At 66.2% G+C, this 18,500-nt stretch carries 20 protein-coding genes; 12 read left to right on the top strand and 8 right to left on the bottom strand.

Features of this window, described 5'->3' with window-relative positions:
* Positions 1-63 precede the first annotated feature (63 nt).
* Complete coding sequence (locus MTBSS4_RS22275; protein WP_254432379.1) at positions 64-453, top strand: hypothetical protein; 390 nt, start codon at positions 64-66, stop codon at positions 451-453.
* A gap of 132 nt (positions 454-585) precedes the next feature.
* On the opposite strand, the gene groL is transcribed toward MTBSS4_RS22275, so the two are convergent.
* Together groL and groES are read right to left on the bottom strand one after the other, a co-directional pair.
* Positions 586-2,244 carry a chaperonin GroEL gene (gene groL, locus MTBSS4_RS04745; protein ID WP_173982250.1) on the bottom strand — a complete coding sequence of 553 codons (1,659 nt, stop codon included), beginning with the start codon at positions 2,242-2,244 and terminating at the stop codon, positions 586-588.
* 21 nt (positions 2,245-2,265) lie between these two features.
* Positions 2,266-2,553 (bottom strand): co-chaperone GroES, encoded by a 288-nt coding sequence (gene groES, locus MTBSS4_RS04740; protein WP_173982249.1) that lies wholly within the window; start codon positions 2,551-2,553, stop codon positions 2,266-2,268.
* A 192-nt stretch (positions 2,554-2,745) separates the two neighbouring features.
* Here groES and MTBSS4_RS04735 point away from each other — a divergent pair, with 192 nt between their 5' ends.
* Together MTBSS4_RS04735 and MTBSS4_RS04730 are read left to right on the top strand one after the other, a co-directional pair.
* Positions 2,746-3,354 (top strand): DUF2076 domain-containing protein, encoded by a 609-nt coding sequence (locus MTBSS4_RS04735; RefSeq protein WP_173982248.1) that lies wholly within the window; start codon positions 2,746-2,748, stop codon positions 3,352-3,354.
* A 64-nt stretch (positions 3,355-3,418) separates the two neighbouring features.
* Positions 3,419-3,661, top strand: a complete 243-nt coding sequence (locus tag MTBSS4_RS04730) for a DUF1178 family protein (RefSeq protein ID WP_173982247.1) — start codon at positions 3,419-3,421, stop codon at positions 3,659-3,661.
* Positions 3,662-3,678: 17 nt separating this feature from the next.
* Here MTBSS4_RS04730 and MTBSS4_RS04725 read toward each other — a convergent pair whose 3' ends face one another.
* Positions 3,679-5,817 carry an ankyrin repeat domain-containing protein gene (locus MTBSS4_RS04725; protein WP_173982246.1) on the bottom strand — a complete coding sequence of 713 codons (2,139 nt, stop codon included), beginning with the start codon at positions 5,815-5,817 and terminating at the stop codon, positions 3,679-3,681.
* A 40-nt stretch (positions 5,818-5,857) separates the two neighbouring features.
* Complete coding sequence (locus tag MTBSS4_RS04720; protein ID WP_173982245.1) at positions 5,858-6,223, bottom strand: response regulator; 366 nt, start codon at positions 6,221-6,223, stop codon at positions 5,858-5,860.
* A 208-nt stretch (positions 6,224-6,431) separates the two neighbouring features.
* Here MTBSS4_RS04720 and MTBSS4_RS04715 point away from each other — a divergent pair, with 208 nt between their 5' ends.
* The 9 genes from MTBSS4_RS04715 to MTBSS4_RS04675 all read left to right on the top strand — a co-directional run bounded on the left by MTBSS4_RS04715 (position 6,432) and on the right by MTBSS4_RS04675 (position 14,273).
* Entirely contained in the window at positions 6,432-7,052 is a 621-nt protein-coding gene (locus MTBSS4_RS04715; RefSeq protein ID WP_173982244.1) for a FecR domain-containing protein, read from the top strand.
* A 92-nt stretch (positions 7,053-7,144) separates the two neighbouring features.
* Positions 7,145-7,867 carry a response regulator transcription factor gene (locus tag MTBSS4_RS04710; RefSeq protein ID WP_173982243.1) on the top strand — a complete coding sequence of 241 codons (723 nt, stop codon included), beginning with the start codon at positions 7,145-7,147 and terminating at the stop codon, positions 7,865-7,867.
* A 5-nt stretch (positions 7,868-7,872) separates the two neighbouring features.
* Positions 7,873-9,192: a hybrid sensor histidine kinase/response regulator gene (locus MTBSS4_RS04705; RefSeq protein WP_173982242.1), complete on the top strand. Its 1,320-nt coding sequence runs from the start codon at positions 7,873-7,875 to the stop codon at positions 9,190-9,192.
* Between the two features lie 53 nt (positions 9,193-9,245).
* The gene (locus tag MTBSS4_RS04700) at positions 9,246-9,797 is read left to right on the top strand and encodes a SiaB family protein kinase (RefSeq protein WP_173982241.1); all 552 of its coding nucleotides are present in this window, start codon (positions 9,246-9,248) and stop codon (positions 9,795-9,797) included.
* Positions 9,798-9,804: 7 nt separating this feature from the next.
* The gene (locus tag MTBSS4_RS04695) at positions 9,805-10,188 is read left to right on the top strand and encodes a DUF1987 domain-containing protein (protein WP_217425502.1); all 384 of its coding nucleotides are present in this window, start codon (positions 9,805-9,807) and stop codon (positions 10,186-10,188) included.
* Between the two features lies 1 nt (position 10,189).
* Positions 10,190-11,221, top strand: a complete 1,032-nt coding sequence (locus MTBSS4_RS04690) for a sensor histidine kinase (protein ID WP_173982239.1) — start codon at positions 10,190-10,192, stop codon at positions 11,219-11,221.
* Positions 11,222-11,338: 117 nt separating this feature from the next.
* Positions 11,339-12,772 (top strand): diguanylate cyclase, encoded by a 1,434-nt coding sequence (locus MTBSS4_RS04685; RefSeq protein WP_173982238.1) that lies wholly within the window; start codon positions 11,339-11,341, stop codon positions 12,770-12,772.
* Positions 12,773-12,852: 80 nt separating this feature from the next.
* On the top strand, positions 12,853-13,563 hold the full coding sequence (locus MTBSS4_RS04680; protein ID WP_254432378.1) for a cyclic nucleotide-binding domain-containing protein: 711 nt from the start codon (positions 12,853-12,855) through the stop codon (positions 13,561-13,563).
* Between the two features lie 5 nt (positions 13,564-13,568).
* A complete protein-coding gene (locus MTBSS4_RS04675) occupies positions 13,569-14,273 on the top strand; it encodes a Crp/Fnr family transcriptional regulator (protein WP_173982237.1) in 705 nt (234 codons plus the stop codon).
* 25 nt (positions 14,274-14,298) lie between these two features.
* Here MTBSS4_RS04675 and MTBSS4_RS04670 read toward each other — a convergent pair whose 3' ends face one another.
* The 4 genes from MTBSS4_RS04670 to MTBSS4_RS22085 form a co-directional block, all read right to left on the bottom strand.
* The gene (locus MTBSS4_RS04670) at positions 14,299-14,751 is read right to left on the bottom strand and encodes a gamma-glutamylcyclotransferase family protein (protein WP_173982236.1); all 453 of its coding nucleotides are present in this window, start codon (positions 14,749-14,751) and stop codon (positions 14,299-14,301) included.
* Between the two features lie 151 nt (positions 14,752-14,902).
* Positions 14,903-15,424: a translation initiation factor IF-3 gene (gene infC / locus MTBSS4_RS04665; RefSeq protein ID WP_173982235.1), complete on the bottom strand. Its 522-nt coding sequence runs from the start codon at positions 15,422-15,424 to the stop codon at positions 14,903-14,905.
* A gap of 105 nt (positions 15,425-15,529) precedes the next feature.
* Positions 15,530-17,446 carry a threonine--tRNA ligase gene (gene thrS, locus MTBSS4_RS04660; RefSeq protein ID WP_173982234.1) on the bottom strand — a complete coding sequence of 639 codons (1,917 nt, stop codon included), beginning with the start codon at positions 17,444-17,446 and terminating at the stop codon, positions 15,530-15,532.
* 554 nt (positions 17,447-18,000) lie between these two features.
* A complete protein-coding gene (locus tag MTBSS4_RS22085) occupies positions 18,001-18,282 on the bottom strand; it encodes a hypothetical protein (RefSeq protein WP_217425501.1) in 282 nt (93 codons plus the stop codon).
* Between the last annotated feature and the right edge of the window lie 218 nt (positions 18,283-18,500).

Genomic DNA, 18,500 nt, shown 5'->3' with positions numbered 1-18,500 from the left:
CCGAGCCGGTGCGTTCGGTCTGCGCCATGCTGGGCTACGGCCCGCCCGGCGGCGGCGGACGCCTTGCGGTGCGTCGATTTCCACCTTGCCGGCGGCGTGATGGCCTGCGGCGGGCTGGCCGCCGATTCCCGGCTGCTCGACGGCTATCGCGCAGCCGCCTCGGCCATGATCCTGCTGCTCAACGGCTGCCGCTACTTCGCTCCCGAACGGGGCGAGGCCGCCGTGGTGTTCAGCAACGCCGGTTTCCACGAACGGTTCGTCGCGCTGGCCAGCCTGCTGTACCAGACCCAGGATCAGGTGGACGTGCTGCGCATGGTGGCGGGGCTGATGCCGAGCATCCGGTCCATGGGCAATCAGTATGAATGGGGCAAGATCGTCGGCGCTCCGGTCGATATCGGCCGGTCATGGTCGGGGATCGACGACCTTCTTGGAATCAAGCCGCGAACGTTCTGATTCGATCATCCCGCCAGCCTTTCGGAAACAGAAAGGGAGGGCGCTCCGCCGAAACGGAACGCCCTCCCCATCCGCTCGCCCCTCCCGTTTCCGGGAGGGGGATGCCGTAACGGGCCGATGCCCGGCGCGGACCTAGAAGTCCATGCCGCCCATGCCGCCCATGCCGCCCATGCCGCCCATGTCGCCACCGGGCATGCCGCCGGCGTCCTTCTTCGGACGCTCGGCGATCATGGCTTCGGTGGTGATCAGCAGGCCGGCCACCGAGGCGGCGTCCTGCAAGGCGGTGCGCACGACCTTGGTCGGGTCGATGATGCCGGCCTTGATCATGTCGGTGTAGACGCCGTTCTGGGCGTCGAAGCCGAAGGTGAGGTCCTTGGACTCGCCGATCTTGCCGGCGACCACGGCACCGTCATGACCGGCGTTTTCGGCGATCTGACGCACCGGCGACTGAAGGGCGCGCCGCACGATCTCGATGCCGACCTTCTGGTCGTCGTTGCCCGACTTCAGGCCTTCCAGGGCCTTGACGGCATGGAGCAGGGCGACGCCGCCGCCGGCGACGATGCCTTCCTCGACCGCGGCGCGGGTGGCATGCAGGGCGTCGTCGACGCGATCCTTACGCTCCTTCACCTCGATCTCGGAGCCGCCGCCGACCTTGATGACGGCCACGCCGCCGGCCAGCTTGGCGAGACGCTCCTGAAGCTTCTCGCGGTCGTAGTCCGAGGTGGTTTCCTCGATCTGCGCCCGGATCTGCTTGCAGCGGGCCTCGATGCCGCTCTTCTCGCCGGAACCGTCGACGATGGTGGTGTCTTCCTTGGTGATGGTGATGCGCTTGGCGGTGCCCAGCATCTCCAGGTTGACGCTTTCCAGCTTGATGCCCAGGTCTTCGGAGATCACCTGGCCACCGGTCAGGATGGCGATGTCTTCCAGCATGGCCTTGCGGCGGTCGCCGAAGCCCGGCGCCTTCACCGCGGCGACCTTCAGGCCGCCGCGCAGCTTGTTGACCACCAGGGTGGCCAGGGCCTCGCCCTCGATGTCCTCGGCGACGATGACCAGCGGACGGCCGGACTGAACCACCTGCTCCAGCACCGGCAGCAGCGGCTGGAGGCCGGACAGCTTCTTCTCGTGCAGCAGGATGTAGGGGTTATCCAGCTCGCAGGTCATCTTCTCGGCGTTGGTGACGAAATACGGGCTGGTGTAGCCACGGTCGAACTGCATGCCCTCGACCACGTCCAACTCGGTGTCCAGGCCCTTGGCCTCCTCGACGGTGATGACACCCTCGTTGCCGACCTTTTCCATGGCCCTGGCGATCATGTCGCCGATTTCCTTCTCGCCATTGGCGGAGATGGTGCCGACCTGGGCGATCTCGGCGTTGGTGGCGACCTTGCGCGACCGGCTCTTGACGTCGGCGACGACGGCGGCGACGGCGATATCGATGCCGCGCTTCAGGTCCATCGGGTTGAGGCCGGCGGCAACCGCCTTGACGCCTTCACGGACGATGGCCTGGGCCAGCACGGTGGCGGTGGTGGTGCCGTCGCCCGCCAGATCGGCGGTCTTCGAGGCCACTTCGCGCACCATCTGGGCGCCCATGTTCTCGAACTTGTCGGCCAGCTCGATCTCCTTGGCGACGGTGACGCCGTCCTTGGTGATGCGCGGAGCGCCGAACGACTTCTCGATGACGACGTTGCGACCCTTCGGGCCGAGGGTGACCTTCACCGCGTCGGCGAGGATGTCGACGCCGCGCAGCATGCGGGTGCGGGCGTCGGTGGAGAATTTGACTTCCTTGGCAGCCATGTGTCTGAACCTCTGATTGGATTAGGCGAGAATGCCGAGAATGTCGGATTCCTTCATGATCAGCAGCTCGTCGCCGTCGATCTTGACTTCGGTGCCGGACCACTTGCCGAACAGGATGCGGTCGCCGGCCTTGACGTCCAGCGCGACGAGCTTGCCGTCGTCGCCGCGGGTGCCGGAACCGACGGCGATCACTTCGCCCTGCATCGGCTTTTCCTTGGCGGTGTCGGGGATGATGATGCCGCCGGCGGTCTTCTCTTCCGCGTCGAGGCGCTTCACCAGCACGCGATCGTGGAGCGGTCTGAACTTCATTCCTTACAACCTCCGTAAAACGATTTCATATCGGACGGCGAGTTGTTAGCACTCTCCGTCGATGAGTGCCAACCATCTAGGCGGCGGCGGCGGTTCTGTCAAGCGGCATCGCCGATTTTTTCCGAGGCCTTGGACTTTGCCGGAAACCGCCCTACATCCTGATCGCGTTTCGCCAACCCATGAAGGCTGACCATGACACCCCAGGAACGTGAACTGATCGAAAGCGTGTTCGACCGCCTCTCCCGGCTGGCCGGCGGTCCCAAGGACCCGGAGGCCGAGGCGCTCATCGCCGAGCGCATGCGCTCGATTCCCGATTCCGCCTACAATCTGGTGGAGGCGGTGGTGGTCCAGGAGATGGCCATCAAGGAGCGCGACGCCCGCATCGTCGAGCTGGAACGCCGCCCGGCGCCCCAGCCCCAGGCCCAGTCCCAGCCGGCCGCTTTCGGGCGGCAGCCGGGCAACAATCCCTGGGGACGCGGCTCGGTTCCCTCGGTGCCGCAGCAGCGGCCGCAGCAACAGCAGCAATCGCCCTGGGGCGGCGGCGGTCAGCCCTCGGCTGGCGGCAGCTTCCTGCGCACGGCGGCGGGAGCGGCGGTGGGCGTGGCCGGCGGCATGCTGCTGGCCAACAGCATCTCCAGCATGTTCGGCGGTGGCGGCGGCCAGGCGGCCGCGGCGCCGCCCCCGGTCGATCCGGTCGCGGATACCGGCGGGGGGCACGATCCTCAGCTCGACACCGGCGTCGCCGACGACATGGGCTATGACGGCGGCTTCGACGGCGGTTTCGACGGTGGTGATTTCTGACGCCGTTGCGTCGGCGGGAACCGCTCCGCTATAACGGGGCGGTTCCTCTTCGGGAAGGATGGCGATGATTCTCTACAGCCTGCGCTGCTCGCACGATCACCACTTCGACGAATGGTTCTCCAACAGCGCCGAGTACGACACCCGCAAGGCGGCGGGCGAACTGACCTGTCCGGAATGCGGCGACAAGGATGTGGCCAAGGCGATCATGGCCCCCAATGTGGGCAAGTCGCGTCCGGCCCCTGCTCCGGCCCCGGCCTGCGGAACCCCCATGGGCTGCGGCGGCTGCGCCTTCGCCGGCCAGCACTGACGGCAAGCGAATCCACCCTAATACAGCAACCTTGCCGCTTCCGCCCGTTCGGCCGGCGACAGGACGGGATTGGCCGGTCCCGGCCCCAGTCCCAGCAGGTAATGAACCGCCCGCAATCCCCTGGCGTCGGCCTGGAAGCGGTCGGCGCCGGCCTCAACCAGCATCCGGATCAGGGGCAGCGAGCCGTTGGCGGCCCCATACATCAGGGCGGTGCGGGAACCGTGCGTCAGGCCGCGCCCATCCCCCGTTTCCTGCCATGTGTCGGCGTCGGGGCGGGCGCCGCGATCCAGCAGGAACCGCACCGAATTGATCCGTCCGGCCTGGGCCGCCGCCATCAGGGCGGTCTTGCCGAAATGATTGACGGCGTCGATCCGGCGGATGTGGCGTAATCCTTCGCGATCCGCCTCGGGCGAGACCGTGTCCGCCGCTTCCCACAGCAGCGCCAGCGCCGCCGGATGCCCCGCCGCCACATGCAGCAGGGGATCGAAGGGGGCGAAGACGGCGCAATCGGCGAAGGGCTTCAGATCCTCGACGCCATCGCCGTCGAGGATGGCGGCGATCTCCGCCACTGGCGCGCCGTCCATCACCAGCCGCCGCAGTGAACGGGGCGGCGGCGCCGCTCCGCAAGCCGAGCCCCGGGCGGCGCCGAACAGAGCCCTTCGGCCGGCGGCGGCGGCCTCGGCCTCGGCCAGCCCCAGCGAGCGGTAATAGGCGGCCAGGGCGGTCAGGGCGGACTGGTACAGGTGGCGCAGCCGCCCGGCCGCGGCATGATTGCCCAACGATCCGTAGGCCCAGGTTTGATAGGGGTGGTCCAACGGCGGCTCGGGCTCGGCCAGCAGGGCGGCGGGATCGAGGATGATCCGCTCCATGCGTTCCAGATCGTCGATGCGCATCGGGTAGCGCGGCCATTTCGAGCGGCTGGCGCCGCGCCCGCCGTCTGCCTCGGCGGTGGCATCCAGGAAGGCGGCGAAGGCGGCCTCGGGGAAGCCGTCCACCTTGCCCCGTCCGGCGGCGCATCCCGACAGCGCCGGAATGAAGTCGGGCCGTTCGTCGATTTCGGCCGGGGGCGCCCCATGTCCGCGGGCCGCCGCCAGGGCGGGGCGGCGCTGGAGCACGCCGCAGGGAATGGGATAGGGATAACGGTAATCGCCCGACGCCACGTCGGCCACCCGCGTATAGGCGGCCAGCCGCAGGATCGGCAGCAGCGAGGCGTCGCTGCCGTCATAGGGCGTGATCGCGCCGGCGAGGCGAAGCATGGCGGGACTGGCCTTGGGGCTGGCGGCCCGCTCGACGCCGCCGATCAGCGAGCGGATTTCGTCGTCGCGGGCCGGCGAGGGCTCGCGGTAGGCATGCAGGAACAGGGCAAGGTCGAGGCGGGCGGTCAGGGATTCCAGCATGGCGAGGCGCAGCGGCGTTTCCGCTCCTTCGGGATTCTGGGCCATGAAGCGGACGGCGGCGGCATGGTCCCAGGGCGGCGGCGGCGGGCGGTCGTCATGGCCGGGCGGGGACGGCGAGGGCGGCGGGGGCAGGTCGGCGAAGCCGCCGGGCCGGCCCGCCAGCCGTTCCATAAGGGCGAAATCCCTCGACGCGCTCTCAGGCACCGGGCAGGACAGCACCGCTCCGGTCCCGGTTTCCGGATGCCGGACGGCCTCGGCGAAGTGGGCGGCGCGTCCCGTCACCAGGGGGCAGGGCAGCCGCAATCGGGAGATGGCGGACGTTTCGCCGGCCAGCGCCGCGTCCGCCAGCCGCATCGCCTGTATCAGGCCGGCCAGCGGCGGCAAGCGTTCCGGTGATCCGGCGGCGGCCAGCAGCGGGCTTTCCGCCGGCAGTCGCCGCATGGCTTCCGCCCGAATGGCGGCCACATGGTCGCGCAGCAGCAATGGGCGGTCGCGGCGGAGGGCGTCGACCGCGTCCACCAGCCGTTCCAGCGGATCGCGCGCCGTGCCGGGCGGCAACCGCCGCGGCGAGGCGCCGGCCGCGACCCGCTCCATGTCGGCCTGGATGCGCGACAGCACCCGAAGCGGCGCCGAGGCGGCGTCGGGGCGGGCGTCCGTATGGTGGACCGGAGAGGCGTGGGCGTCCAGGCCGAGAACGGCCACCAGCAGGGCCATGGTGGCGAGCCTTGCCGTCAGGCCAACCGTGGCGATCACACGCATGGCGACTCCGCTGGGATGGCCGTGGCCCCGGACGGGGATCTCAGCCGAGGAAGCGGGCGACGGTCTGAAGGAAGTTGGAGACCGAGATCGGCTTGGCGATATAGCCTTCGCAGCCGCCCTCGCGAATCTTCTCCTCGTCGCCCTTCATGGCGAAGGCGGTGACGGCGATGACCGGGATCGATTTCAGCTCGGCGTCATCCTTGAGCATCTTGGTGATTTCCAGTCCGGAAATCTCCGGCAGCTGGATGTCCATCAGGATCAGGTCTGGCCGGTGCTTGCGGGCGATGTCCACCACCTCGCGGCCATCCTTGGTCTGAAGGGTGGCATAGCCATTGGCCTGGAGCAGATCGTTGAACAGCTTCATGTTCAACTCATTGTCTTCAACGATCAGCACAGACTTCGCCATGATGCTCCCCGTGGTTCACCCGCCGCGATGACCGGATGTGCATTCCTGCTCCGTGCGCATCATCCCCAATTCGTTGGCCTAAGTCAAATTCTGCCAATCCCGATTCGCGCAATGTCCGCCATGATCGGAAACCGCCGTCCCGTATCTTGATCTCGGTCACCGCGCCCACGAGATAAAGACGGGAACCAATCCGGCGGGAGTGATGGCGATGAGAGTTCCGGTCCTGGCCGTGGTCGTGGCGTTGCTGCTTTTTCCCGCCATGGCCCAGGCCCAGTCCGCCGGCAACGTCGTCCGGGTGCAGGGACGGGCCGAGGCGGTGGATGCCGGCGGCGGCCGCGTCCTGGCGGCGGGCGGCGTCATCCGGACGGGCGACCGGCTGCGCACCGGTCCCGCCGCCCGGCTGCTGGTCCGCTTCGCCGACGGCATGGAGCTGACGCTGTCCGACGAGGCCGAGATGGTGGTGGAGGATTTCTCCTGGATTCCCGCCCGGAACGAAGGCAAGGCGGCGCTGCATCTCGACCGGGGATCGTTCCTGCTGGAAACCGGCATGGTCGGCAGACTGCCCGGCCACCCGCTGGCGGTGCGTACGCCGTTGGCCTCGGTGGGGGTGCGCGGCACCCGCTTCTGGGGCGGGCCTCTGGACAGTCTTCTCAACGTCTTGCTGCTGGAAGGCGCCATCGTCGTCGCCAGCCCGGCCGGCAGCGTCGTCTTGGACCAGCCCGGCTCCGGCACCGCCATAACCGCCGCCGGCGCGGCGCCGACGCCGCCGTCGTTCTGGGGCGAGGACCGCATAGGGCGCGCCGTCGCCACCGTCAGCTTCGCGCCCTGAATACATCTCGTCACACTCCGCCACCACTTGTTAATATACGCCTTGGATCGTTTATGGTTCATGTCGTACCCATACGCAGCGGAGGTTGAGGCATGGCTCGGATCGCGGTGGTCGAAGATGAGGCGCCTCTGCGTACGGATTTGGTCGAGTACCTGTCGGCATGCGGGCATGACGTGGTCGGCTGCGGCGACGGCAAGGAACTGGACGAGGCCCTGGACGGCCGGACCATCGACATCATCATCCTCGACATCAACCTGCCCGGCGAGGGCGGCTTTTCCATCGCCGGCCGGCTGCGCTCCCATTCCGACATCGGCATCATCATGCTGACGGCGCGCGGGCTCAACGTCGACCGGGTGGTGGGGCTGGAGGTCGGGGCCGACGTCTACATGGTCAAGCCGGTTGAGCTTCGCGAACTGGAGGCGCAGGTCCGGACCCTGGCCCGCCGCATGCGAGTGGGGGCGGTGGCCGCGACCGGATCGGTCGAGACCGATTTCCCCGATGCCGCCGCCCCGACCGAATGGATCTATGACCAGTTGAGCTGGACCTTGATTTCGCCCGAGGGCAAGGCGGTGAAGCTGACCGGCAATGAACGGGTGTTCATGTCGCTGCTGGTCACCCGTCCGGGCGAGCCCGTCTCGCGCGACGAGATATTCAAGGCGCTGGGCAAGCGCGGCTGGGACCCTTCCGACCGTTCGGTGGATTCCATGGTGCGGCGCCTGCGGGCCAAGGGCGAGGCCGCGCTCGGCTGCGTCCTGCCTATCGAATCGGTTCACAGCATCGGCTACGCCTTCGCCGCCGCCGTCGGATTGCGCTGAGCCCCATGGCCGCTTCCCGCAAGCTTGTGCTGCGCGACCGCGCTCCAAAGGGGGGGCGGAAGGTCGGTGGCGACCCCTGGCAAATCCTGGTGGTCGACGACGACCGTCAGGTTCACGAGATGACCCAGGTGGTGCTGCGCGACCTGGAATTCGAGGGCCGCCCGTTCAAGTGCATCGCCGCCGAATCGGCGGCCGAGGCGGCGGCCATCCTCGATCTGTCTCCCGAAATTCCGGTGATGCTGCTGGACGTGGTGATGGAGACCCCCGACGCCGGCCTCAGGCTGGTTCGCCACCTGCGCGACGAGATGGGCAACCGGCATATCCGCATCATCTTGCGCACCGGCCAGCCCGGCGACGCGCCCGAGCGCGACGTGGTGCTGTCCTACGACGTCAACGACTACAAGAGCAAATCGGAACTGACGGCGCAGAAACTGTTCACCGCCCTGGTGGGAGCCATCCGGGCCTGGCGCGACATCACCACCATCGAGACGCTCAACCGCGAGATGGCCGAGCTGAATGCCGGGCTCGAACGCAAGGTGACGGAACGCACCCGTCAATTGCAAGACAGCACCGAGGCCCTGTCTCGCTCCAAGCTGAGGACCGAGAACGCCCTGAAGCGCGAGACCGAGGCCAAGGACCAGCTGCGCCAGTTCCTGTCCATGGTCAGCCACGAATTTCGCACGCCGCTCGCCATCATCGATTCCTCGGCGCAGATGCTCCGGCTCAGGACCGAGAAGGTCGATCCCGGCAGCGTCGCCCGCATCGACACCATCCGGGGCGGCGTCCAGCGGCTGCTGGGCCTGATCGATACCTGTCTCGCCGACGAACAGCTGGACAGCGGGCGGATCATCCTGCACGAAAAGGCCTTCGACCTGTCTTCCATGATCAACGTCGCCCTGGCTCACCATCGCGTCGCCTCGCCCAGCCACGCCTACCACGCCGAGATGGAAGCGCCGCTGATGGTCTGGGGCGATCCCGGCATGGTGGCGCTGGTCATCAACAATCTGATCGGCAACGCCGTCAAGTATTCGCCGGAAGGCAGCCGCGTGACGGTCACCGCCGGCCACGACGGTGGCGACATCGCCTTCGCCGTCGCCGACCAGGGCATCGGCATTCCCGACGACGACATCGCCAGGGTGTTCGAACGTTTTCATCGTGCCGCCAACGCCAGCGGCATTCCGGGATCGGGAATCGGGCTGCACATGGTGCGCCAGATCGTCGAGATGCATGGCGGCTGCGTCAGCGTGCAAAGCGAAGTCCGGCGGGGGTCGTGCTTCACCGTCCGCCTGCGTCCGGTCCCGGCGGCGGCGAAGATGACGGCTTGAGCCATCCCCCGCGCAGGTGTTACCGTCGTCCCGACATGGCATAGGTGCTGATCATGCTGGCCAAGCATTACCGATCGTTCAAGCAGGACCTCGACCAGCGCGGCATCATCTTCTCGTTCTCCGGCTACATGTCCGAGGAGATTCTCTACTCGCTCGGCAACGCGCTTCGCCAGAAAATGACCATCGAGGATGCCGACGTCACCACCGTCAAGAAGGTCTTCTCGGTGTTCGTCGAGCAAGCCCAGAACATCATCCGCTATTCCGCCGATCGTCTGGCCGGCCATGTGGGAAAGTCGGTCGAGCTTTCGTCGGGCATGGTCACCATCGGCACCGAGGCCGACCGCTTCTTCATCGTCTGCGCCAACGTGGTGCTGGCCGGCGACGTCCCCAGGCTGCGCGAGCGTCTGGAACGGCTGCGGGGGATGGATCGCGACGCCATCAAGGCCTATTACAAGGAGCAATTGCGCGAAGCGCCCGAGGAACAGAGCCGAGGGGCCACCATCGGACTGATCGAGATCGCCCGGCGGGCCAGCGAGCCCATCGAATTTGATTTCGAACCGATCGATGACGATCTGTTCTTTTTCTGCATGAAGGTTTCCATCTGAGATGGTCATGGACAATCTGAAAGTTGCCGCCACCGAGCGCTCGCCCGAGGTGGATTTTGATTTCGAGCGGGGGGTCCTGCGCCTCAGGGGGGAATCCTATCCCGAGGACGCCTCGACCGTGTTCGGCCCCGTCTTCGCCGCCCTGGAAGGGTTCCTCGCCGATGCCGGCCGCCGGGCGATCGAGGTCGAGTTTGACCTGACCTATTTCAACAGCTCCAGCGCCAAGGCGCTGATGAATATGTTCCAGATGCTCGACAACGCCGCCGGCGCCGGTGCCGCCGTGACCATTTCCTGGTTTTTTGCCCCCGACGACGACACCATGAAGGAATTCGGCGAGGATTTCAGCGAGGATCTGGAGCACGTCTCGTTCAAGCTGGTCCCCGTCGGCTAGGATGGCCGAGTTCAACCTGTTCGATGCCGAGGAGAGGACCCTCGAACAGGCCGAGGCCCTTCGCCGCGATGTCGCCGGATCGCCGCAGCCGGTCCGCGACGGCCTGGACGCGCTGATTGAGGCTTATGGCCGCAGCGTGCGCGAACAGCGGCGGCTGGTGAAGGTCAGCGACCGTCTCCAGGCCCAGTTGGCCGCCGTCAATCACGAGTTGGGCCGGCGCAAGGCCGAGGCGGAGGAAGCGCTGGACCGCCTGACGGCGGCGCAGGAATCCCTGGTCCAGGCCGAAAAGCTGGCCTCGCTCGGCGCCCTGGTCGGTGGTGTCGCCCACGAAATCAACACTCCCGTCGGCATCGCGTTGTCGTGCGCCTCGCATCTGGCCGATTCCACCGCCAGGATGCGCGAATTGTTCGAGGCCGACGATATCGGCGTCGACGATTTCGAACGCTACATGGCCACCGCCACCGACACCACCAACCTGATCCTTGCCAATTGCGAGCGCGCCGCCGAACTGATCCGCAGCTTCAAGCAGGTGGCGGTGGACCGCACCACCTCGGAACGGCGCAAGTTCGATCTGGGCGCCTATATCCGTGAGACCATGGCCAGCCTGGGACCACATCTGCGCCAGGCCGGGCACGCGGTTTCCATTGACTGTCCCGGCGGTATCGCCATGACCAGCTATCCCGGCGCCCTGTCCCAGGTTCTCGGCAACTTCGTGATGAATTCGCTGATCCACGCCTTCGATCCCGGCACCATCGGCGCCATCGCCATCCAGGTGGACCAGCCCGAGGCCGGACGGGTGCGGATCGTCTATTCCGACAACGGCAAGGGTATTTCCGAGGAGAACCGCGGCCGTATCTTCGATCCGTTCTTCACCACCAGGCGGGGAAGCGGCGGGTCGGGGCTGGGTCTGCACATCGTCTACAATCTGGTCACCGGGCCGCTGGAGGGATCGGTGGCCGTCGAGGGCGGTTCCGCCGAATCCGGCATCCGCTTCGTCATCACCCTGCCGCTGGTGACGACGCCCCTGCATTAAAAAATGTGAATGTTTGTTACCGAGCGGCGCAACTGGTGGGTGGAGCGCCTCTGCCCCTTATGCCAAAATTCATAGGTGGGACGGGAGATGATGCCCAAGAAGAGGGGGCGGACAGTCATGCCTGAATTGGCCTCACCCACCAGCCGGGAACCGAAGACCCCCGCCAGGGGAAAGATGTTGCTCCGCCGGGAACGGCGGGTCCGGGCCGAGGACGCGGCCGCCAGGCCGTGGACGGTACTGGTGGTGGACGACGAACCCGACGTCCACGCCATGACCCGGGTGCTGCTGCGCGATCAGTCGTTCATGGACAGGCCGTTCCAGGTGGTCAGCGCCTATTCCGCCGCCGAGGCCCGCGAGATCCTGGACAGCTCGGCCGACGATATTCCGGTGATTCTGCTGGACGTGGTGATGGAGACCCCGGACGCCGGCCTCGCCCTGGTTCGCCACATCCGCGAGGATCTGGGCAACCGGCGCATCAGCATCGTGTTGCGCACCGGCCAGCCCGGCGAGGCGCCCGAGCGCGACGTCATGCTGGCCTACGACATCAACGATTATCGCGGCAAGACCGAACTGACCGCCCAGAAGCTGTTCACCGCCCTGGTGGGCGGCCTGCGGTCCTGGAGCAGTCTCACCACCATCGAGACGCTGAACGCCACCCTGGAGCAGAGGGTGGAGGATCGGACCTGCGAACTGGATCAGGCCCGGCAGTTCGCCGAGAACCTTGTGGACATGCTGCCCCAGCCGGTCTGGTTCAAGGATTCCCACGGCACCCTGCGGATGTGCAACCGGGCATTCCGCGACATGTTCGGCCTGTCGGGGAACGCTGATCGCGTGCCGGAGGCCCTGGACGAGATGGACCGCCGCACCGATGCGCTGCTGGGGCGCGAGGAGGCGGCCACGGTGGCGCTGGAGGCCGGGCTGGACATCGGCGACGAGGCGTTGACCGTGATGATCCGCAAGGGGCGGCTGGCCGAGGTCTGCCCCGGCAAGGGCGGCACCATCGGAATCATCACCGACATCACCGAGCGCAAGCGCATGGAGCACCAGCTGCGCCAGATGGCGACCATCGACGACCTGACCGGCACCTTCAACCGTCGCGCCTTCTTCACCGTCGCCGAGCAGGAAATGGAACGTTCGGTGCGCTATGGCAACTTCGTCTCGCTGGTGATGTTCGACGTCGACCTGTTCAAGCAGGTCAACGACCGTCACGGCCATGCCATGGGCGACCGCGCCTTGCGGGCGGTGGCGGAGGCCATGCGCTCCAGGCTGCGCGAGGTCGATCTGCTGGGGCGGATCGGCGGCGAGGAATTCGCCGTCCTGCTGCCCGAAACGCCGCTGGCCGGCGCTGTCGAGGTGGCCGAGCGCCTGCGCCAGGCCATTGCCGCCATCGCCTTGCCGCTGGGCGGCGACCTGCCCGCGTTGCGGTTGACCGCCAGCCTGGGGGTCGCCGAGCGGAACGCCGAGGAAACCTCGGTGGACATGGTGCTGGCCCGCGCCGATGCCGCCCTCTACCGGGCCAAGGCCCAGGGCCGCAACCGCGTCGTGGCCTGAGGAATATCCCTGCGGGCGGTTGGGCCATAAACCGCTGGAACGCCGGGCGTCTTCGTCGTACGGTTTGCCCGGCTGAGGCGATGGAAAGCGTGGCGATGCAGGGGCTGGAACGGGATGTGCTGCTGCAATTGCAGTTCGTCCCCCTGTTCACGGGGCTGGTGGAAAAGGATGTGCGCGGGCTGCTGGACGGCGCCGAGCTGCTTGTCCTCGATCACGAGCACGAATTGTACCGCGAGGGCCAGCCCGTCGAATTCTTCTACGTGGTGCTGGACGGTCATGTGGAGCTGTCGCTGGATTCCGGCGGCCGGCGCAGCGTGGTCGAGGTGGCGCGGCGCAACGCGGTGCTGGGCGACGCCGCCATGTTCGGCTCGGGCCGCTACATCATGACGGCGCGGGTGCTGACCCAGGCCTCCCTGCTGGCCATTCCGGCGGTGGCGTTCCGCGCCCGCCTGGAAGGGCGGTTCGACATCATGCTGCACATGCTGGCCACCATGTCGCTGCGCCTGCGCATGCTGATCCGCCAGATCGCCGAATTGAAGCTGAAGACCACCGCCCAGCGGCTGGGCAGTTTTCTCCTCACCATGGTCGAGGCGGAAACCGGGCGGGCGGAACTCCGCTTTCCCTACGACAAGCGTCTGGTGGCCGATCAACTGGGTATGAAGCCGGAAAGCCTGTCCCGCGCCCTGGCCAAGCTGGGCAGGCTGGGGGTGGAATCGCGGCCGGACAATCTGGTGGTCATCGCCAGGATCGAGCGGCTGCGCGATTTCTGCGCCGAGGATGAAACGGGATGATCCGCATGGGAACCTTGGCCGCCTCCGATCTGGATCTGGTGTCCCTGGCGCCGCTGCTGGCCGGCCTTGCCCCCGCCGACCTGTCCATGCTGCTGGACGGCGCCCACATGGTCTCCTATCCCGAGGCGGAATTGCTGTTCAGCCAGGGCGACAAGGCCGACCGCTTCTTCGTCATGCTGGAGGGGCGGGTCAGCCTGTTCGCCCTGACCGAGACCGGCGACCAGTCCATCATCGAGGTGTTCGACCCGGTCTGCTCCTTCGCCGAGGCCGCCATCTTCTCGTCGGGGGTGTTTCCGCTCAATTGCGAGGTGGCGGCCGGGTCGCGGCTGGTGCATGTGCCGGCCCCGCAATTCCTCAAGCGTCTGGCCGACCACCGCTCGCTGGGGCTTGCCCTGCTGGCCGGCTTGTCGCGCCGTCAGGCCGGTCTGGTCCACGAGATCAGCGAGTTGAAGAGCAAGTCGCCCAGCCAGCGCTTGGCCACCTTCCTGCTGGCCCTGGCCGCCAAGGCCGACAAGGCCGGTGGCGGGGAACGGGTCCGGCTGCCCCTGACCAAGGCGGTGCTGGCCAGCCGCATCGGCATCGCACCGGAAAGCCTGTCGCGGGCCTTGAACCGCCTGAAGGCGGTGGGGGTGGAAACCCATGGGCGCGAGGTCGAGATCACCGATATCGAGGCGTTGCGCCGGTTGGTGCGCGAAAGCACCGGGGACTGATCGCGGCCGGTCGTCGGCGGCGGCTTCAGGCCGAGACGCGGGCGAAGCGGGTCATGGTCTCGGTGGCGGCGGTGACGGCCGCCGGCTTGTGCTTGCGCTGCCAGACGTCAAGGCGCCAGTCGTGGGTGTCGGGAAGAATGCCGGACGAACAGGTGAACATCTCGGTCGCGACGGTCTTTCCCGACAGGGTGCGAACCGTCACCGGCTCGGTGACGTATTCCCAGCCCTCGTAATATGCCAGACGGGCGCGGTCCCGATCCCCCAACCCGTGGACCAGCACCCCCTCGACCCGGCCGCCGGCGTGTTCGACCAGCATGGGATAGGGGCGGCCGGCCACATGCACCCGCCGCCGGCCACGCAGGAACGCCGCCTCGCATTCCGCCTTTTGCGGTGATCGTCCCAGGATGATGGCCAGAATGTCGGGGTCCATCAGGGTGCCGAAAAAAAACATGGTCGTGGTTGGAATGTCATCGGTCATTCACGGCCCTCCAGCCCGTTCCGATGATAGCAGCCGTCGCGGCGAAGACAATCGCTTCCCTCGCGATTTCCGGGCATGGGTGGACAACCACCTGGATGCAGGGGGGATGTAGACGGCGAACGCCGGGGTCGAACCAATCGCGCCCGCCGGTTCAGCGGGGCGCGATCACCATGACCATCTGCCGGCCTTCCATCTTGGGAACCTGTTCGATCTTGCCCAGGGTTTCCAGGTCGTCCTTGACCTTCTCCAGCACCTTCATGCCGAGATCCTGGTGGGCGAGTTCGCGGCCGCGGAAGCGAAGGGTGACCTTCACCTTGTCGCCTTCCTCGAGGAATTTCTTCATGCTCCGCATCTTGACGTCGTAGTCGTGCTCGTCGATGTTCGGGCGGAGCTTGATCTCCTTGACCTCGATCACCTTCTGCTTCTTGCGGGCGGCATTCTTCTTTTTCTGGTCCTCGTACTTGAACTTTCCGAAGTCCAGAATCTTGCAGACCGGCGGATCGGCGTTGGGGGAAACCTCGACCAGATCGAGCCCGGCTTCCTCGGCCATGGTCAGACCCTCGCGCAGGGTCACGACTCCGATCATTTCTCCATCGGCGCCCACCAGGCGGATGGAACGCACGTCGATCTCGCGGTTGACGCGGGGCCCGTCGTTCTTGGGCGGCGTCTGCATCGGTGGCCTAGCTATGTAACACTCTCCTTGGTCCAGGGATGCCGAATGGGCCTGGCGGCAGGGCGGCAGGCCGGGGCGATCCGATCATTGCGGCGACCCGCCCCGTCAGGCGGGAGGGGTCGCTTCGGCTGTGAGTTTAACCACTGCCTGATCCAGCGCAAGAATTTCTTGGTCCTGGCTGCCCAGTCGGCGCACGGCCACCGAACGATTTTCGGCCTCGCGCTTGCCGACCACCAGCATGACCGGGACTTTGGCGACCGAATGCTCGCGAACCTTGTAATTGATTTTCTCGTTGCGGAGGTCGAGTTCGGCGCGGATTCCGGCGGCCTTCAGGGTGGCCTGGACCTCGCGGGCGAAATCGTCGGCCTCGGAGACGATGGTGGCGACCACCACCTGGACGGGCGCCAGCCATACCGGGAAGCGGCCGGCGAAGTTCTCGATGAGAATCCCGAGGAAGCGCTCGAACGAGCCCAGCACGGCGCGGTGCAGCATCACCGGCCGGTGGCGGCCGCCGTCCTCGCCCACATAGGAGGCGTCCAGCCGCTCGGGCAGCACGAAATCCACCTGCAAGGTGCCGCATTGCCAGTCGCGGCCGATGGCGTCCCTGAGCACGAATTCCAGCTTGGGGCCGTAGAAGGCGCCCTCGCCGGGATTGAGCGTGGTTTCCAGCCCGGCGGCCCTGGAGGCTTCCAGCAGGGCCGATTCCGCCTTGTCCCAGGTCTCATCGGCGCCGGCCCGCTTGGCCGGTCGGTCGGAGAACTTGACCCGCACGTCGGTGAAGCCGAAATCGGTGTAGATCTCCTTCAGCAACTGGCAGAAGGCGATGGTTTCCGAGGTGATCTGGTCCTCGGTGCAAAAGATGTGGGCGTCGTCCTGGGTGAAGGCGCGCACCCGCATGATGCCGTGCAGTGCGCCCGACGGCTCATAGCGATGACAGGACCCGAATTCGGCCATGCGTAGCGGCAGGTCGCGGTAGCTCTTGATGCCCTGGCGGAATATCTGGACGTGGCAGGGGCAGTTCATCGGCTTGACCGCCAGGTGCCGCTCGTCCTGGGTCTTGATGGTGAACATGCTTTCCGAGAACTTGTCGGCGTGGCCCGAGGCCTCCCACAGCGAGAAATCCACCAGTTGCGGCGTCTTGACCTCCTGGTAGTCGTTGGCTTCCAGCCGGCGGCGCATATAGCTCTCGACGGTGCGGTAGAGCTGCCAGCCCTTGGGATGCCAGAACACGCTGCCGACCGCTTCCTCCTGCTGGTGGAACAGCTCCATCTCGCGGCCGAGGCGGCGGTGGTCGCGCTTTTCCGCCTCTTCCAGCATGTGGAGATAGGCGTCCAGCTCCTTCTTGTCGAACCAGGCGGTGCCGTAGATGCGTTGCAGCATCTCGTTCCTGGAATCGCCACGCCAATAGGCGCCGGCCAGCTTCATCAGCTTGAACGCCTTGCCCAGCTTTCCCGTCGACGGCAGGTGCGGGCCGCGGCACAGGTCGATGAACTTGCCCTGGCGGTAGAGCCCGATCTTCTGGTCGGCGGGAATCGAGGCGATGATCTCGGCCTTGTACGCCTCGCCGATGGACTGGAAGAATTTCACCGCCTCGTCGCGGTCCCATTCCTCGCGGGTGATGGCCTCGTCGCGGTCGACGATCTCGGCCATGCGCTTCTCGATCTTCTCCAGGTCCTCGGGACCGAAGGGGGTCGGGCGGGCGAAGTCGTAGTAAAAGCCGTTTTCGATGCTGGGGCCGATGGTGACCTGGGTCTCGGGATACAGTTCCTTCACCGCCTCGGCCATGACGTGGGCGGCGTCGTGGCGCAGCAGATCCAGCGCCTCGGCCCCGCTCTTGGCCGTGATGATCGACAGCCGGACGTCGCGGTCCAGCAGGGTGGCCAGGTCCTTCATCTCGCCGTCGACGGTGATGGCCAGGGCGGCCTTGGCCAGACCGGGGCCGATGGACTTGGCCACGTCCAGACCCGTCACCGGGTGATCATACTGACGGACGGACCCGTCGGGCAGGGTGATGGCGACCATGGCGCACTCTCTTGCAACGAAACCGAAAAGGGGGGAGACTCTACGGCGAAACCAGCCCAAGTCAAGGAGAGCGCTGTGGGGGCAGTGTCTCAGTTTGAAATCCAGGGCACCAAACGAACCGGGTTCGCCGAGGAGCGACATTCATACATAAAGATGTCTTTATGTGGTTGACAGTAGGTGGTGTTAATGCACACCATCACTTCGGTGATGGTGGTGATCGCCACCTAGCCCAACGTTACTGATTAGAAGTTGAACTGAAGCTGCTGCGGCAGCGAACGCCAATGAGCACTGACATGCTCAAGGTGCCCGAACCGGAGCCTGGTGTACGCACGAACGTGCACCAGCTTCTGGCGGAAATACCCCACCATCGCTTTCTCCTCTTTCCAGCGAACAGGACTGAGCCTGTCACTCCGAGGAGCCCGATGCACCCCGCCCGTTTCAGGGCACAAGGGCACTCGGTGAAAAAGGGGTGGCGATCACCTACCCACAACATGCTGTAGGTTCTCGGAAGAGTCAACGCCAACATTAGAACGATGGGCGAACCACCTAAGATATCAATCGGATAGGGTGGATTTTCGATAAGATAAGGGCCGCTTCGGCGCCTCCGCCCGCGCATCGATCAGCGCAACGATATCTTCCATGCTCCACAGCCGATCCGTGACGCCGTCATCCAGTTCGGTCGATTCCTCAATCTCACCCGTGGCGATCTTCGCCACCATGATGGCTGCGCCGATCACGTCGGCGGGGCGCTTCTGTCCTTTGGGGCCTTTAGGTATGGATTGCCTCCAAGGCATCAAGAACCCGCTCAGCCTCATCGATAAGGCGTTCTTTCTCATCAAGGTACATGCCCTGCGCAGCAGGGCCGTTTACCCACGCCGACCTAGCCTCTTCGTCGGCCATCCATTGCACTCTCTGATGGATTGCTGCCAGCCTCGACCACAAACGCTCAGTTTGCATATCTGATGCCATTGTGTCCACTCCATGCTTTCCGCTAAGCATATAGGAGGGTGCCTACTTCCCGCCACTGTCGTCAAGCCCCGTCAGATTTCAAACC

The organism is Magnetospirillum sp. SS-4, from assembly GCF_902729425.1.
Lineage (GTDB): Bacteria > Pseudomonadota > Alphaproteobacteria > Rhodospirillales > Magnetospirillaceae > Phaeospirillum.
This window is presented reverse-complemented; position numbering and strand designations above follow the sequence as displayed.